This window comes from Aquirufa ecclesiirivi, from assembly GCF_011250515.1.
Taxonomy (GTDB): Bacteria; Bacteroidota; Bacteroidia; order Cytophagales; family Spirosomataceae; genus Aquirufa; species Aquirufa ecclesiirivi.
The window spans coordinates 50,428-68,260 of the sequence record NZ_JAANOP010000003.1; the positions used below are offsets into that span (position 1 = coordinate 50,428).

The 17,833-nt window shown below is 39.1% G+C and carries 13 protein-coding genes; 7 read left to right on the forward strand and 6 right to left on the reverse strand.

Going from position 1 to position 17,833, the window contains the following annotated elements:
• Positions 1-13: 13 nt before the first annotated feature.
• From G9H65_RS05560 to G9H65_RS05575, 4 genes are all read right to left on the reverse strand, one after another.
• Entirely contained in the window at positions 14-679 is a 666-nt protein-coding gene (locus tag G9H65_RS05560) for a lysoplasmalogenase (protein WP_166374360.1), read from the reverse strand.
• A 5-nt stretch (positions 680-684) separates the two neighbouring features.
• A complete protein-coding gene (locus G9H65_RS05565) occupies positions 685-1,638 on the reverse strand; it encodes a glycosyltransferase family 2 protein (protein ID WP_166374361.1) in 954 nt (317 codons plus the stop codon).
• Between the two features lie 4 nt (positions 1,639-1,642).
• The gene (locus tag G9H65_RS05570) at positions 1,643-3,235 is read right to left on the reverse strand and encodes a glycosyltransferase family 39 protein (protein WP_166374362.1); all 1,593 of its coding nucleotides are present in this window, start codon (positions 3,233-3,235) and stop codon (positions 1,643-1,645) included.
• A 91-nt stretch (positions 3,236-3,326) separates the two neighbouring features.
• Positions 3,327-5,774, reverse strand: coding sequence for a ribonucleoside-diphosphate reductase subunit alpha (locus G9H65_RS05575; protein WP_166374363.1), 2,448 nt, complete (start codon positions 5,772-5,774; stop codon positions 3,327-3,329).
• Positions 5,775-6,291: 517 nt separating this feature from the next.
• Between G9H65_RS05575 and G9H65_RS05580 the strand changes: the two genes are divergently transcribed.
• The 5 genes from G9H65_RS05580 (at position 6,292) to G9H65_RS05600 (ending at position 10,753) form a co-directional block, all read left to right on the forward strand.
• A complete protein-coding gene (locus tag G9H65_RS05580; protein WP_109323601.1) occupies positions 6,292-6,537 on the forward strand; it encodes a type B 50S ribosomal protein L31 in 246 nt (81 codons plus the stop codon).
• Between the two features lie 72 nt (positions 6,538-6,609).
• Positions 6,610-7,740 carry a putative sugar nucleotidyl transferase gene (locus G9H65_RS05585; protein WP_166374364.1) on the forward strand — a complete coding sequence of 377 codons (1,131 nt, stop codon included), beginning with the start codon at positions 6,610-6,612 and terminating at the stop codon, positions 7,738-7,740.
• Between the two features lie 27 nt (positions 7,741-7,767).
• Entirely contained in the window at positions 7,768-8,901 is a 1,134-nt protein-coding gene (locus G9H65_RS05590; RefSeq protein ID WP_166374365.1) for a DNA polymerase III subunit, read from the forward strand.
• A gap of 2 nt (positions 8,902-8,903) precedes the next feature.
• Positions 8,904-9,830: a hydroxymethylbilane synthase gene (gene hemC / locus G9H65_RS05595; protein WP_166374366.1), complete on the forward strand. Its 927-nt coding sequence runs from the start codon at positions 8,904-8,906 to the stop codon at positions 9,828-9,830.
• Between the two features lie 17 nt (positions 9,831-9,847).
• Positions 9,848-10,753, forward strand: coding sequence for an SDR family oxidoreductase (locus G9H65_RS05600; protein WP_166374367.1), 906 nt, complete (start codon positions 9,848-9,850; stop codon positions 10,751-10,753).
• Here the strand turns inward: G9H65_RS05600 and obgE are convergent.
• Both obgE and G9H65_RS05610 read right to left on the reverse strand, forming a co-directional pair.
• Positions 10,750-11,835: a GTPase ObgE gene (obgE, locus tag G9H65_RS05605; protein WP_166374368.1), complete on the reverse strand. Its 1,086-nt coding sequence runs from the start codon at positions 11,833-11,835 to the stop codon at positions 10,750-10,752. The genes G9H65_RS05600 and obgE overlap by 4 nt on opposite strands.
• Positions 11,836-11,853: 18 nt before the next feature.
• A complete protein-coding gene (locus G9H65_RS05610) occupies positions 11,854-12,423 on the reverse strand; it encodes an adenylate kinase (protein ID WP_166374369.1) in 570 nt (189 codons plus the stop codon).
• A gap of 263 nt (positions 12,424-12,686) precedes the next feature.
• Here G9H65_RS05610 and G9H65_RS05615 point away from each other — a divergent pair, with 263 nt between their 5' ends.
• Both G9H65_RS05615 and G9H65_RS05620 read left to right on the forward strand, forming a co-directional pair.
• Positions 12,687-15,941, forward strand: coding sequence for a SusC/RagA family TonB-linked outer membrane protein (locus tag G9H65_RS05615; RefSeq protein WP_166374370.1), 3,255 nt, complete (start codon positions 12,687-12,689; stop codon positions 15,939-15,941).
• A gap of 33 nt (positions 15,942-15,974) precedes the next feature.
• Positions 15,975-17,750 carry a RagB/SusD family nutrient uptake outer membrane protein gene (locus G9H65_RS05620; protein WP_166374371.1) on the forward strand — a complete coding sequence of 592 codons (1,776 nt, stop codon included), beginning with the start codon at positions 15,975-15,977 and terminating at the stop codon, positions 17,748-17,750.
• Positions 17,751-17,833: the final 83 nt, after the last annotated feature.

A 17,833-nucleotide genomic window follows, 5' to 3' on the forward strand; every position in this document is an offset into this window, starting at 1 on the left:
AATTAATATCTAATTAGGAGCGCAATTTAACCAAACCTTGCGTGAGTAACAATTGGGCTAGAATATAAGTGGACATCACCCAAAAGGAATTCCCTGGAAATGAATAATAAAACTTGTTTATAGCCAATAAACTATCAGAAACAACAAACAAGGTGGCTCCACTAAGTATACATTGATAATTCCAACGAGAAACGCTGGATTTTCGTTGGGATGCAAACCAGAGCATCGTACCTAAACTAATGGCATAAATGATAACAGGAATGGCTAAAGCCAAGTTCATACTGGGCAAAAGAAGACTCAATAAGCCTATTACATATATTGAAACGATCAGGGTCATCCCATTTACGGGGCTCAACACTTTGCTAATTTGTTTCCTAAACATATCTATGTAAATCCATTGCATGATTAAAAAACCTCCAAGACCTAATTGAAAAAAAAGTGGACTGCTACCTGGGATCATCAAAAACACATCTCCCAACCAAGCAAAAAACAAGGCCAATAGAATAGTGGGTTTACGCTCAACATCGTTTGATGTAAAGACGTAGGCCATCAGCAACAACATAAGAGCTGGTTTGGCTACATAACGAATGTGAGCAAAAGAAGGAAAGAGCATAGGAATGATGACATCCATGAAGGCGGCAATTCCGTACAGCAACAAGAACAACCTTGGCTCTTTCATATGTTTTATTTTACTAATTTACCTTCACAAATTTCTTGGTCAATGATGTAATTGGGTCGACTTTTTGATTGGAAAAAGATACGTAGAATATATTCCCCCAATATCCCAATGGCCAACAATTGTATCCCTCCAAACAAAATGATTACGAATAAGAGCGAGGTAAATCCTTCAATCACTTGACCAATGAATAATTTTTTAATAACAACATAAAAGAAGTAAATCAAAGAAGAGGAAATGGCCAAAAAACCCGCTGATGAGACAAATTTGATAGGGAATTCGCTGAAATTAAAAATCCCATTCAAGGCTAATTGTACGAGTTTTGAAAAGGTGTATTTGGAATCTCCAAATGCTCTCTCTTGTCGGTTATACGAAATCCCTACTTGCTTAAATCCTATCCAAGTCCTCATACCCCGAATAAATCTGCTCTCCTCGGGCATTTGATTTAATATATCAACCACTTTCCTTCCCATAAAAGAGAAATCCCCACTATCCAATGGAATATCGACATTGGCGATTTTCTTTAGAATTCGATAGAAAATAAAATAGGCCATTCGTTTATACCATGGTTCCTTACGTTTCTCTCGAACAGCGTAAACTACCTCATATCCCTCCTGGTGTTTAGCATAAAATTCTTCTACCAATTCAGGGGGATCTTGTAAATCACCATCTAACACAAATACCCCTTCTGAGCCGCGCGCTACGGATAATCCAGCTGTTAATGCCAATTGATGTCCATGGTTACGGGATAATAAAACGACATGAAAGCGAGGGTCAGCTAAGGCTAATTGCTTCAACATAGCACGCGAATTATCTCGGCTACCATCATCTATCAATACAGCTTCTAGTATAATGTTGGATTGATCCATAATCTTGGTCAATCGCTCTACAAGGGTAGGTAAATTACTTTCCTCGTTATAAACTGGAATCACGAAGGATACCTGGGGAATTCCATTTGTCATGCGTCTAATATCTATATTTCCCTTTTTTGAAGTCAAAAATAAGCAATCTTCTGCCATTTTTTTTCTTTAAAAGCACGGAATCTTGAATTAAGGTATCTATTTTTTGAATGAATAAATCAGTGGGTTCAAAGTACACATTGGTTAACTGTGCATCACTAACATCTGCAGTGCGAACTTTCAAATGAGCTGAGTTCAAAAAATTATTCATTTTTGAGGGATAAATCACGGTATCCCCTAGTTGGTATTGTTGTTTGATTTTTTTGGCTATTTCAAGATACGGATTTGATCTTCTATCATGGGCAAAAGTATATTTCTGCGCTTTATCTGTATAGAGTGGTAAAAAGAGTTGAACTACATAATTCACTTGAATGAATAAAAATATACCGGCTACAATCCTTATCCAGATGGCTTGTTGAAATGCATACTCAGCCAATCCAAGTGAAATAAATAGGCCAAATGGTAGCCCAAAACTAGCATATCGTAAGAAAAAGCCTGTGGTGGTACCCGCATTTACCGCCGAAAGGAATAATACCAATATGGGAAATACAATTTGAATGATTCCGAAGATATACAAGGAACGAGCTTCCTTGGGTAAGCTCTTCAACCAAGAAAACACCCCTGTCCCAAAAAGCAGTAAACAAACCGCTCCTATTTTAAATCCATGACGCACATATAAATCGTTGGTCCAAAAAAATTGGTCAGACAAAATTGAAACAGTTCTTTTAAATAAATTTCCCGCATTGGCTGGCTCGATCCAACCGGCTATGGGGCTACTATGCTCCAAAAATTCTCGGTATTGTTTAGCGGCATCTGCTTGGTAAGCTAAAAAATACTGTCCTGGCCCCCACATCATCCATAAACCAAAGGGTATGATGACCAACACACCGCAGAGGATATGTTTCTGCCAGAATTTCCAGGTATTTCTTTGTTGTAAAGAGAAGATCATTTGACCTACAAAAACTAGGGCGGTCAAGTAGGTACTAAATAAAGCAGCCAAACTCGTAAGCATCCACATGATCCATTTTTTTTGTGTGCTCTTTTGCTGGTTTTCAGCTTGTATGGCCGACCAGAAATAAAAATTAGAGGCTGAAGAAAAGAATATGCTGGTCGTATAATTTCTTGCTTGCTGGCTATAAATCACAAAAAAGGGCTCTATGACAGCTAAAGCTAAAATGAGGATGGGGAAACCTTTTGATTGAGGTCGTATTTTTCTGGCCCAATAAAAAAGTAGCCAGAGTGTCAATATGTTAAATAAGACTGAAACAGAGCGAAGGACACCATCCTCTTTACCAAATAAAAAGGCAAAGAGTTTGAGCATCATGTCATGAACTAAACTATTACCACTAACATCCCCTCGTGCATCTGCGTCCAACCAAGCTTTAATCCCACGTGATTTCCAAAAATCTTCCGGAGTAAAGGTTTTAGGTGGGGCAAGCATATCTGTCATCCCACCAAAATTAGTGTTTCCTACAGCAAGGAGCATACTCTGCTTCTCATCCCCAAACAAACCAAAATGGCCAATATGATACGTTCGTAAGCCTAAAGCAAGGAGCATCAAAGCAAAAAAACTCAATACAAATAGGCCTTTATTTTTCATTGAACACGTTTAGCTGGAAAACATAAAAATCACTTGATGTTGCCATCAAGTGATTTTTAAACACATTTTGAAACTGAATAACAGCTTTTGATTAAGAACCACAGGCCTCACATGCTTCAGGATTATCTAAAGAACAAGTCATATCGGCTCTGTTTTGCGATTCTGCCTCGGTGAATGATGCAGCGGATGCGGCTTGCTGTCTTGCATACTGCATTTCTGATTCATGCACATTGTTAGTTTGTTCAATTGCCACTTCTGCCTGTTTTTCGATGGTAAATTTAATGGCATCGGCAGCAGCTTTGGTACGTAGGTAATACATACCTGTTTTCAAACCAAGCTTCCAAGCGTGGAAGTGCATGGATGTTAACTTACCAAAGTTGACGTCTTGAATGTGAATGTTCAAACTTTGAGATTGACAGATATAAGCTCCGCGATCTGCGGCCATTTCTAAAATGGTTTTTTGCTTAATCTCCCAAACTGTTTTGTATAGTTCTTTTAAGTCTTGAGGAATTTCAGGAATATTTTGAACTGAGCCATTCGCAGAGATCAACTTGTTCTTCATACTCTCATTCCATAGGCCTAATTTGATTAGATCTTTCAATAAGTGCTTGTTCACGACAGCGAACTCTCCTGACAATACACGACGAGCATAAATGTTAGATGTATATGGTTCAAAACACTCATTGTTACCTAAAATCTGGCTGGTTGAAGCTGTTGGCATAGGAGCCACTAATAAGGAGTTACGAACTCCATTTTCAACCACCAATTGGCGAAGTGCTTCCCAATCCCAACGACCTGATTCAGGAGTTACTCCCCACATATCAAATTGGAAAACACCTTTAGAGATTGGAGAACCTTCCCAGGTAGAATAAGGTCCTTCCACTTTAGCTAGCTCCATGGATGCTTCCATCGATGCGTAGTAAATCGTTTCAAAGATATCCTTGTTCAATTGTTTCGCAGCCTCTGACTCAAATGGCATACGCAACATAATGAACACATCGGCTAAACCTTGTACACCTAATCCAATAGGACGGTGACGCATGTTGGAGTTTCTAGCCTCCGGTACTGGGTAATAGTTAACATCAATAATTTTGTTCAGGTTGCGAGTTGCCGCCTTTGTAACTTCATATAATTTATCATGATCAAAAGCTAAAGCTCCTTGCTCATTCATGCGTACGTATTTTGGCAATGCCAAAGAGGCTAGGTTACATACAGCAACTTCGTCTTTGGAAGTAAACTCCATAATTTCAGTACACAAGTTGGACGACTTGATCGTACCTAGATTCTTCTGATTGGATTTTTTATTGGCGGCATCTTTATACAACATGTAAGGTGTACCTGTTTCCGTTTGTGACTCCAATACTTTAAACCAAAGTTCTTGAGCTTTCACGACTTGACGAGCTTTTCCTGCCAGTTCATATTTTTCGTATAAAGCTTCAAACTCTTCACCGTAGGCATCAGAAAGCCCTGGGCACTCATGAGGGCAGAACAATGACCACTCGGCATTTTCTTCCACACGTTTCATGAATAAATCTGGTATCCAGAGGGCATAGAATAAATCCCTTGCACGCATTTCTTCTTTACCATGATTTTTCTTCAATTCTAAGAAGTCAAATACATCGGCATGCCAAGGCTCCAAATATATAGCAAATGATCCTTTACGCTTTCCTCCACCCTGATCTACATAACGAGCTGTATCGTTGAATACGCGCAACATAGGGATAATACCGTTGGAAGTACCATTGGTTCCTTTAATGTAAGACCCCGTGGCACGAATATTATGAATACTCAACCCAATTCCTCCGGCAGATTGTGAAATCCTAGCAGTCTGCTTCAATGTATCGTAAATACCTTCAATAGAATCATCTTGCACGGTCAATAAGAAACAAGATGACATTTGAGGCTTGGGTGTACCTGCATTGAACAAGGTTGGAGTGGCATGGGTAAACCAACGCTCCGAGAGTAAATTGTACGTATCAATAGCAGCAGCAATATCAGCACCATGGATACCCACAGCTACACGCATCAACATATGTTGAGGACGCTCAGCGATTTGCCCTTCCAATTTCAAAAGATACGATTTTTCTAAGGTTTTGAAACCAAAATAATCATACCCAAAATCACGGTCATAGATAATGGCTTCATCCAACTCCACGGCGTTCTTTTTGATGATATCGTAGATTTCCTTAGAAAGAAGTGCAGCGTTTTGGCCTGTTTTTGGATCTACGTACGTAAACAAGCGCTTCATCGTAGCCGAAAAGGACTTCAATGTGTTCTTGTGTAAGTTAGAGATCGCGATTCGAGCTGCCAAAACAGCGTAATCAGGATGCTTGGTTGTTAACGAAGCTGCTGTCTCAGCGGCCAAGTTATCCAACTCCGTGGTCTTAACCCCGTCATAAAGCCCTGTAATCACTTTTCTAGCAACCTCAAGAGGTTGAACAAAAAATGGATCCAAGCTATAGCAAAGCTTCTCAATTCTTGCTGTGATTTTATCGAACTTGACAGATTCCCGTCGACCGTCTCTTTTAATTACGTACATACTTGATATATTAGAAAAATTAGCGTCTATATAATTTAGTTACAACCTTGTTAAAGCACAAAAGATTCCCATTCTAGAAAATTTCTCATCTAAAATATTCAAGCTAATATCACTTGAAAATTGGTTGGCGGTTTTGTTTTTAAGCTTTAACTTCATCCAAGGATTGCATACTCCTTGGGGGGTTGGGCACTATGTAAAATTAGAAAAAAAGAACACCGCTTGCAAACTATTTTTTCTCCAAAAAAAATAAAAAAAAGGTGCTTATTTGAAATGCAACATTCAATTAACCTCATGTCAATTCGTTACGACATCTACGTCTTTGAAAAGTACCAGAAAATATTTTTTAAGATTTTTTTAAGCTCCTTAAAATTGGCAAAAACCCTAAAAAATTGTTATGCAATATTTTGGAATTCCTTATAAAATTTATAATTTTGCATCCCGAATTAGCTGAACCTTCATCCCAAAGGTTTCATTATAAAACAAAAGACGGCAGGGAATCGTCATTATACTACCCAACATGAAAAAAGACATTCACCCAGAATACAAAGAAGTTGTATTTCACGATTTATCAGCAGATTACAAGTTTTTAACTCGTTCTTGCGTTAATACAACCGAAACAACTGAATTCGAAGGAGCTACTTACCCAGTATTCAAAATTGAGGTTTCTTCTCAATCACACCCTTTTTACACAGGTAAAAATGTGTTATTGGATACTACTGGTCGTGTGGATAAATTCAACAAGCGTTACGCTCAGAAAAACTAATCCAAACAAAAAACATTACCCAAGCCTCCTCGAACTTGTTTCAAGGAGGCTTTTTTATTGTATTTTTGTCGCATGCTGGAAAACGTCACCTTCTATAACGACCCTCTCCTTGTACAAGCATTGAGACCTCTAAGCTACTATCGATCTCTAGATCAATTGTGGCTAGGAACCAGAACGATACAGGATAAATGGAAGGCCTATCCGCTAAATACAACACCATCTGTTCCAATAGCTATTTTGGGTTCTTTACTCCCCAATACCGAGATGGTACAAGCAATCCAACAATTAAGTCCCAATACAGCCTTAGTTCAAGGAAATCAAGTCTTGGCTTTCAGCTATGAACTGGGTCAAAAACCATTGCCTCCTTCAAGAAATAATAAGATAGAATACTCAGGTAAAGCTCAATGGATTCAGCATCCAGAAGATCTTTTAAAACATCAAGCTGCAGCTCTACTTGATGAAATAAATCCAACACCTTTCGATATCGAGAAATATCAAGCCTTGGGAAATACCATTCTGGCTCCTGATAACTGTTTCATTCATCCAAGTGCACAAATGAAAGGATGTATGTTGGATGCGAGTCATGGACCTATCTATATCGGAGAAGAAGTTAACCTACAGATGGGAACCATCATACAAGGACCTGCCGCCTTCTTGCAAGGTTCATCCACCAACCTGGGAGCGAAAATTAGACCTAATACCACGATTGGTCCGGGATGCAAAGTAGGTGGTGAAATCAATCATTCGATCTTTTTCCCCTTTAGTAATAAAGCCCACGAAGGGTATATAGGTAGTTCTGTCATCGGGTCATACGTCAACATGGGTGCTCTAAGCAGTAATTCCAATGTAAAAAACGATTTAAAGCCCATTTCCATCTTCGATTATCCTCAAAATAAACTAAGAAATACGGGTTTAACGGCACTTGGTATTATCATGGGAGATTTTGTCACTACTGGCATACATAGCAAATTCAATACAGGCAGCGTAGTGGGTTGCCACAGCAATATTAGTAGTCAAGGTTTCTTACCTAAATTCATTCCTTCTTTTACCTGGGGCGAATTTCCCAAGCTACAAATCTACCAAATGGCCAAAGCGAAACAAGTAGCTTCCCAATGGATTGGACTAAAACAGCAAGCTATTCCTGAAAATCTAGCTCAGGTCATGGAAGAAATTTGGAAAGAGGAGGCTTCTTTCCGAACTTAGCCTTTTCTTTTACTCATTCCAAAAGGCATGCTTTTTAAGGACATTCCGGGCTTATTTGACATCAAGAAAACATTGAGTGCCGCTGTGCAAAATCAGCACATCGCACATGCTCAATTGTTTCATGGTCCTTATGGGGGTCCACAATTAGCCATGGCCTTGGCTTTTACTACCTACTTGTTTTGTACGAATCGACAAGGTGAGGATGCTTGTGGAGTATGTGCGAGTTGTCAAAAAATGAAACGAGCAGTTCATCCCGATTTAGTCTTTTTATTTCCCACTATTGTAACGAAAAAAGTAAAGGAGCCTGAATCTGACATCTTTTTACCCGAGTGGAGAAATTTCATAGCGGAGTCTACCTATCGTACATTACCTGAATGGCTCGTTTTTTTGGGAGCAGAAGGAAATAAACAAGGTAATTTCCCCGTGGAAGAAACCCGAAAATTAATACCCAAAATTAGCTTAAAACCCTTTGAGGCACCATTTAAGGTGGTAATTTTATGGAATCCAGAATCCTTGAATGCCTCCTCTGGGAATGCCCTATTAAAAACCTTGGAGGAACCACCTTCAACGACCTTGTTTTTGCTAGTTTGCTCTGAGCCTCAAAAATTACTAGCTACTATTCTATCGAGGACACAGCGCGTCAAAATCCCTTCAGTAGAAGAAAATGCACTAGCTGATTTTTTGGTGGAACAATCTGCCATTGATGCAGAAAAAGCTTTGCAATTAGCCCAAAGTGCCGAAGGAAATATTGCCTGGGCATTAGAAAAATCGAAAACGGAAAACTTAAGTACATCGACCTGGTTTGCCGAATGGATGCGTGCCGTGTATGCGAAAAACTTAAGTAAGTTGGTTATTCTGGCTGATCAATTTGATGGTTTTGCTAAAGAAGACCAAAAAGGGCTTTTGGAATATAGCTTACATGTTCTTAGGCAATGTTTATACCAAATTTCGGGAGCTCCTCAACTGATAAAATCACTGGAAAAAGAAAAGAAATTCATCGATAATTTTTCCAAGACCTTGAGTCAAGATAAAATAGAAAAAATGTCGAGTAAAGTTTCAGATGTCCACTACCATTTGGAAAGAAATGCTCGTGCCAAAATGGTGCATTTGGACTTATCCTTACAATTTGTCCGCATTTATCATGCACAACAAAACGCCTAAACATGCAACATATTAGAATAGGTACCCGAAATTCAGCATTAGCCTTATGGCAAGCGAATCATATTGGTCATTTGTTGGAAAAGGCGGGATTTAGTTATGAACTGAAGGCCATCAGTACCAAAGGGGATCTAGTATTAGATCGTTCTTTATCGAAAATTGGGTCTAAAGGCGTTTTTACGGAAGAATTAGAAACTATGCTCCGAGAGGGGGAAATTGATATTGCTCAACATTCTGCTAAAGACTTGCCATCGCATTTACCAGAAGATTTAGCATTAATTGCCTACACGGAAAGAGAGGAGGCGCATGACGTGGTACTTAGTTTAGACCCTAGTGTATGTCTAGATTCAGATAAAAAATTAACAATTGGCACCTCTTCTACACGCAGACGGGCATTTTTACAACATTTCTACCCACAACATGAAGCTGTAGAAATGCGAGGAAATTTACAAACACGACTTGAAAAATTAAAACAAGGCTCTTGTGACGCTATGTTACTTGCCTATGCGGGAGTACATCGCATGGAAATGAGTGCGTACATCACACAACATTTATCGATATCTCAATTTGTTCCAGCGGTAGGACAAGGATCTGTGGCCATTCAATGCGCTGTAAGCTTGAATCCTAGCCTCAAAGAACAAATTAGGGCCGCTTGTAATCATGATGATACGGAAAAATGCCTGCTGGCCGAAAGAAGTTTATTGTATCAATTAGAAGGTGGATGTAGTGTTCCTGTATATGGGCATGCTGTATTGACAGAAAATTCGATCCGTTTAACAGGTGGAGTTTTGAGCTTAAATGGGCAACAAAAAATAGAATTCACGCAAATTGGTACTCATCCTCAAATTTTAGGTGAACATTTAGCGGGAGATTTGGTAAATTCGGGTGCTAGAAAAATCCTACAAGCCATTAGGGCAGAGTTAAATCCATAATCTTGTTGAAATTTCGCATGAAAAAGAGCATTTTAATTACCGGTTCCAATGGCTTATTAGGTCAAAAATTAGTCCAATTACTCGTCAAACAGGATGATATTGAGCTAATAGCAACAGCTAAAGGTCCCAACCGTCTTGCGTCTACCACAGGCTACACCTATGTATCCTTGGACATTACACAAGCAAAAGAGGTAATGGAAGTCTTTCAACAATACCAACCCGATGTATTGATTCATACAGCAGCCATGACCAATGTCGACACGTGCGAAGTGGACCCAGCAGGTTGTGAATTGTTGAATGTCACAGCAGTTCAGTATTTAGTACAGGCCTGTGAAGCACATGATACGTTTATGTGTCATTTATCTACTGACTTTATTTTTGATGGAGCTGATGGCCCATATGATGAAGAAGCTCAACCGAATCCTATTTCCATTTATGGAGAAAGTAAACTAGCTGCTGAAAAATTAATTCAAGCTTCTTCCATTCGCTGGGCAATTGCCAGAACAGTACTTGTGTTTGGTATTGTACAAGATATGAGCCGCACGAACATCATATTATGGGTAAAGAAATCCTTGGAAGAGGGGAAATCCATACAGGTAGTAACAGATCAATTCAGAACGCCAACATTAGCTGAGGATTTAGCCATTGGCTGCTGGCTAATAGCCCAAAAAGAAGCAGAAGGAATTTACAATATTTCAGGTTCTGATTTCTTAACTCCCTATGAAATGGCCATTAAAACTGCTAATTTCTTTCAATTGCCACTTGAATTAATTACTAAAGCCGATTCTTCTACATTCCAACAAGCTGCTAAAAGGCCTCCAAGGACTGGGTTTATTTTGGACAAAGCAAAAAAAATCCTAGGGTATCAGCCTAGGAGTTTTGATGAGGGGATTGCTATTGTAGCCGAACAAATTCGAGCTTAATCTTCGATGGAAGGTTGATCTTCTTCGGAAGCAGCATTATTTTCATCTTGTATCGACTTGGCTAACAAAGTATCTGCATGAAACTTAGCATTTTCTTCTTGCAAGGTCTTCCAAAGTACATCTTTTAATTCTTGAATACCTTCTTGAGTTATAGAAGAGATGAATACTACAGGTAAATCTGATGGCAAAGTCGCCCGAATTTCTTCTTGCATCTCAGGAATGGAAATATCCATTTTAGAAACAACCAAAACCCGTTGTTTTTGGAGTAATTCTGGATTAAATTTCTCCAATTCACCTAATAGAATTTCGTATTCATTCCCCCAATCTTTCGCATCAGAAGGAATTAAGAAGCATAATATAGAATTTCGTTCGATATGACGTAAAAAACGTAGGCCTAAACCTTTACCTTCGGAGGCACCTTCAATAATACCAGGAATATCGGCTACAACAAATGATTTGTAATCACGGTAAGCAACTACACCTAAATGCGGAACTAAAGTAGTAAATGGATAATCCGCAATTTCGGGTTTAGCTGCAGAAAGAACAGATAATAAAGTGGATTTACCCGCATTTGGGAAACCAACTAAACCAACATCTGCTAAGACTTTCAATTCCATGATGACCCAACGATCCTGCCCTTCCTCTCCAGGTTGAGCATGGCGTGGAGATTGATTGGTTGAAGATTTAAAATGGGTATTACCCATACCGCCTCTTCCACCCGGAAGTAATAATATCTTTTGACCTTCTTCTGTTACTTCAGCTAAAAATTCATTGCTTTCAGCATCTTTCACGATGGTTCCAAGCGGAACTTCAATGTAAATATCTTCACCTTCTGCACCAGACCTTCTTCCGCCCTCACCTCCTTTGCCATTGTCAGCAATGATGTGTTTTTGGTATTTCAGGTGAAGTAAAGTCCAAAGTTGGGAATTGCCAACCAAATAGATATGCCCTCCTCTACCGCCATCGCCACCATCGGGACCGCCTTTTGGCACGTGTTTTTCACGGCGAAAATGGGACGATCCAAATCCTCCTCTACCGGAGCGGACGTTTATCTTTACGTAATCTATAAAATTGGATGTCATAAGTATGATACAAGGTTATTAACCTTCAATAATGCGGACAATTTGTCCAAATATTTCTTCAATTTCACCGATACCATTGATACCTTGGAATTTTCCTTGGGAATCATAGTAACCAGCCACTGGAGCTGTCTTTTCTCCATATTCTTGTACTCTTTTGCGTATTAGTTCTTCATTTTGATCATCGGGTCTTCCTGAAGTCTTACCGCGCTCTAATAAACGTTGGGTTAATTCCTCTTGGTTTACTTCCAAGGAAATCATGTGCTTAATGGATAATTGATGCCCTTCCAATAAGGTATCCAAAGCCTCTGCTTGAGCTACTGTTCTAGGAAAACCATCAAAAATAAAGCCTGCGGCCCCTTTATTTTCATTTAATTTATTCTCAATCATTCCTATCACTACCGAATCTGGAACAAGAATTCCTTGATCCATTAATTTTTTTGCTTCTAGGCCTAAATCTGTACCTGCAGTAATTTCAGCTCGCAATAAATCTCCTGTAGATAAATGTATTAAACCATATTTTTCAATCAATTTGGCTGACTGAGTTCCTTTTCCCGCCCCTGGAGGCCCAAATAGTACAAGATTTAACATAAAGAATGTAACGGATTGACAGTTAAACAAGAATAAAAATTGAGGAACAAAGGTAATCAAAGCCAAAGGATAAAACCACCATTATCAAAAATATACCTTGTCGTATAAAGTCCTGAGTGCAAGAATGGTATATTAAATAAGTGAAATTTTTTTACTCTAATGTGCTAATCTTTGATTTGTAAGGCCTAACTTGCAATCGATTAAGTAGATAAAAGGCTATTTTTTATCGACAAAATCAAATTTTCACTCAAATCTTTTACTAAATGAAAACAAATTTCTACGTAAGCAGAGTGGTCTTCTTAGTGGCTTTAATGTTATCCGTTTCATGGGTAGCCTGGGGTCAGGACCGAAAAGTATCTGGTACTGTACAAGACGCTAAAGGCGACGGTATTCCAGGAGTATCCGTCTTAGTTAAAGGTACAACCACCGGAACTACAACCGATGGTAATGGAGCATTCTCCATCACGGTAAAAACAGCCAATGCTGAATTAACTGTTAGTTCAGTAGGTTATGTGTCAAAAACTGTTCCCGTTGGAAACAGATCAAGCATCAGCATCTCTTTAGATGAAGATGTGAGCCAATTAAGCGAAATCGTTGTAACAGGTTATGCCTCACAACGTAAAAAAGACATCACTGGTGCGGTAGCCGTAGTTAGTTCGAAAGAATTAACAGCTGTTCCCTCTGCATCCGTTACTCAAATGTTACAAGGCCGTGCGGCAGGTGTAACAGTAGGTAACGATAACTCTCCAGGTGGTGGTACCATGGTTCGTGTTCGTGGTTTTGGTTCCATCAACAACAACAGTCCGCTGTATGTCATTGACGGAGTTCCAACTCAAGGTACATTGAACCAAATCAACCCAAGTGATATCGAGTCAATGCAAGTATTGAAAGATGCTTCAGCGGCTTCTATCTATGGTGCTCGTGCTGCAAATGGTGTTGTGATTATCACAACCAAGCGTGGTGGTGAAGGTGAGCCAAAAATCAACTTTGATATGTACACTGGTACTCAAGATGTTGGTAAAACTTTGGACTTATTGAACACAAAAGAATTAGGTCAGTATTACTATGAGTCTGAAATTGGTGCTGGAAAGCCTGCAGGAACTTCTCCTTCAGTTCAATACCGTTTCGGAGCTGATGGAACTCAAACCGTAGCGGATTATATTTATCCAAACGTTTATGGTTCTTTACCTGCTAACTATACTTACACGAATGACATTACTGATCCTAACTTAGGAAAAACGTCTTGGAACATTACGAAGGCTAATAAAGCAGGAACAGATTGGCAAAAAGTAATTTTTGGACCAGCTAAAATTTCTAATTACCAAATTGGTGCAACTGGTGGTTCTAAAAATGGAAAGTATGCGATCTCTGGATCTTATTTCAGCCAAGATGGTATTTTGAAATATACTAGCTATCAACGTTACTCTGTTCGTGCGAACACAGAGTTCAAAAAAGGTGGTTTAACTTTCGGTGAGAACTTTACGGTATCCTACGATGAAAAAGTAGGTATCCCTTCTGGAAACAACAACGAATCAAACCCGATCATGTTTGCGATTCGTATCCAACCTATCATCCCTGTTTACGATATCACAGGTGGTCCAGTTGCTTTAGGTGGGACAAACTCATCTAACTTAAACGGATTTGCAGGTTCTCGTGGTTCTAACTTAGGAAATGCTCCTAACCCATTTGCTCGTCAGTGGAGAGAGAAAGATAACCCTACAAAAGGTAGCCACATTTTTGGAAACGTATTCTTAGAATATGAAATCATCAAAGATTTGAAAGCACGTACTAGTTTAGGTTTTGAATACAACAACTACAACCAGTCAGCATATTTAAACCGTGATATCGAAGCTGCTGAAGCTAGAAATGCAAACAGCTTAACGGTTTCAAACTCGTATGATCGTGCAGTTACATGGTACAATACATTGAACTACAATAAAACGATTGGAGATCATACCTTCAACGTATTAGTAGGTACTGAGGCTGTTTCTACGTATGCCTTTGGTTTCAGCGCTGCTCGTTCGAACTTTGCTTTCGATGATTTATCTTACCGTTACTTGAACAATGGTGCAGCGGCTGGTTTATCCAATGCAGGTGCTGGAGCAACACAAACTGCTTTGTTCTCTCAATTCGGAAAAGTGAACTATTCATACAAGGATTTCTTATTAGCTGACTTTACGTTACGTCGTGATGGTTCATCTCGTTTCTCACCAGCTTACCGTTATGGTACGTTCCCTGCATTCTCTGTAGGTGCTCGTTTGACAGAATTAGCTTTTATGAAAGATTTGACTTTTATCAACGATTTGAAAGTACGTGCAGGTTGGGGTAAAACTGGTAACCAGTTGATTCCAAACGTATACAATGCTTACACGTTGTTTACACCAGATCCTAACAATAACGCATACGATATTGGAGGAACAGGTAGTTCTATCGCATCTGGATTTGATATTGCTCAATTCGGTAACTCATTCGGACGTTGGGAAACAAATACATCAACCAACATTGGTTTCGATGGTAGTTTGTTCAACAACAAATTAGATATCGCATTTGACTGGTACACACGTACTACATCTGATATGTTAACTCAGGTACCAATTCCTAGAACAGCTGGTACAGCTTCTATTCCTTATGTTAACATCGGTGAAGTAAACAACACAGGTATTGATATCAACGTAACTTATCGTAACCAAATTGGTGATTTGAGATACTCCATTTCAGGTCAATATAGCCAATACAAAAACAACGTAGTGAAGTTGAACGATGATCCTAAAGCATCCATTTTTGGATTCTCAACACGTCTTCCATCTATTTCTGTGACTAAAGCAGGTTTGCCAATCGCTTCATTCTTTGGTTATATTGTTGATGGTGTTATCAAAGATGATGCTGAAGCTGCTTCAGCTGTTCAGATCCCTGGTTATACTCGTGCGGGTGTATTCAAATTTAGAGACGTAAACGGAGATGGTAAAATTACTGCTGATGACAAAACAATCATTGGTAACCCTCACCCTGACTTCACTTATGGTTTGAACTTAAACTTAGGTTACAAAAACTTTGACTTAACTGTATTTGCTCAAGGTGTTCAAGGAAATGAAATTTTCAACTACTTGAAATACTGGACAGACTTTAACACATTCCAAGGAAACCGTTCTAAGGATATGTTATACAACTCTTGGAAGAAACAAGGTGACGTAGCTCAATTGCCACGTTTGAACTCAAATGACACGTTCAGTCAGCAGATTTCTACTTACTTCGTTGAAGATGGATCTTATACTCGTATCAAGAACATCCAATTGACTTACACGGTACCTTCTAGCATTACTAAGAAGTTAAAGTTAAGTTCATTACAAGTGTATGTTCAAGGTCAAAACTTGTTCACATTTAGTAAGTACAAAGGCCTAGATCCAGATATCAACTTGAGAACTGCAGGTAATGACAACCAAGATATCCACATGGGTATTGATGAAGGTTCATTCCCTGTGGCTAAATCATACAATGTTGGTTTAAGAGTAGGATTTTAATCTAGATATCATTTGAAAATAAATCATAAAAAAATGAAAAAGTTAATCATATTCGCGTTAGTAGCGACCGTCGGACTGAGCACTTCTTGCTCAGATAGTTTCTTCGACATTCAGCCACAAGGAGCGGCTTCATTAACCTCCTTGAGCAACAAGAATGGAGTGAATGCATTGTTGATTGGAGCGTACTCATTATTAGACGGCGTTGGTGCTGGTAATACGGGTCGTCAATCCACTATTTCTAATTACGTTTTCGGAGGTATCACGTCAGGTGATGCTGTTAAAGGAACGGATGCTGGTGACCAACCAGAACAAAGTTTTATTGAGCAGTTCAACTGGTTGGCAGATAACACCTATTTCCTAGGTAAGTGGCAACACACCTATGATGGTGTAGCTCGTGCAAACGAGGCTATCCTTTTAGCTAAAAGTACTGATGTAAAAGACATGACGGATGCTGAAAGAACGCAAGTTGTAGCAGAGGCGCGTTTCTTACGTGGTCACTATCACTTTGAAGGTAAAAAGATGTGGAACATGATTCCATACATCGATGAGACTGTTTACAAGCGTGAAGATCCTAACTCAACTAAAATTCCAAATGACAAAGACATTTGGCCAAACATTGAGGCGGATTTCAAATTTGCTATGGAAAACCTTCCAGCTGTACAAACTCAAAAGGGTCGTGCTACCAAATGGGCTGCAATGACTTATTTAGCTAAAACATACATCTTCCAAAAGAAGTGGGCGGCAGCTAAAACCTTGTTAGAAGATGTGTATAAAAACTCAGGTAAGAAGTTAGTTACTAACTACCATGATAACTACAGAAATACAACGAACAATAACATCGAGTCTATTTTCGAAGTTGAATTCTCTGTAAATGATGGATCTACTGGTAACAATGGTAATGTAGGTGATAACCTTAACTGGCCATATTCTGCTAATGCTCCTGGTCGTGGATGTTGCGGATTCTATTTACCATCTCAAAACTTGGTAAATTCATTCAAAACTTCTTCTGATGGTTTACCATTAATCGGAGATAAAGCGGATGGAACAGCAGATACATACAACATGGTTGACCTTCCAAACGATCAAGGTATTCGTTCTTCTACGATCGAATTTAACTTGAATAAATCTATTCCTGTTGACCCTCGTTTAGACTGGACAGTAGGTCGTCGTGGTGTTCAATTCTTGGATTGGGGCCCTATGCCAGGTTTCCCTTGGATTCGTGACCAAAACTATTCAGGTCCTTATACAGGTAAAAAATGGATGTACTACTTAGCTGATGAAGGTAGCTCAACTCACTCGACTTCTAAACGTGCGGTGAATAATAACTACCGTTTATTGAAAATGTCATCTGTTATCCTTTGGTTGGCAGAGTGTGAAGCTGAGTTAGGTAACTTAAGTGGTGCTGAAACATATGTTAACATCATCCGTAACCGTGTTAAGAATGGTTCTGTACAAGACCCAACTGTGAATTATATTGTTAATCCTTATCCTACTGGTACATTTGTTGCTAAAGGTAAAGATTACGCATTGAACGCAGTTCGTATGGAAAGCCGTTTAGAGTTTGCGATGGAAGGTCACCGTTTCTTCGACTTAGTTCGTTGGGGAATTGCAGGTCCTTACTTGAACAAATACATGGCTGAAGAAGCTAAAAACGGAACTGATATGTCAGGAAGAACCTACAACAAAAGAGGTTATTTAGCTGGCAAATCATTTACTACAGGTAAAAACGAGTATTTCCCTCTACCAAATGATGAGATCTTAAACTCTCAGAAAGATGGAAAACCAACATTGAAACAAAACAACTACTAGTCGTTTATTTCATGTTATTCGAAAAAGTCAGGACAGAAGTCCTGACTTTTTTTTTGTACATTTTCCACATCAAAATGACAACC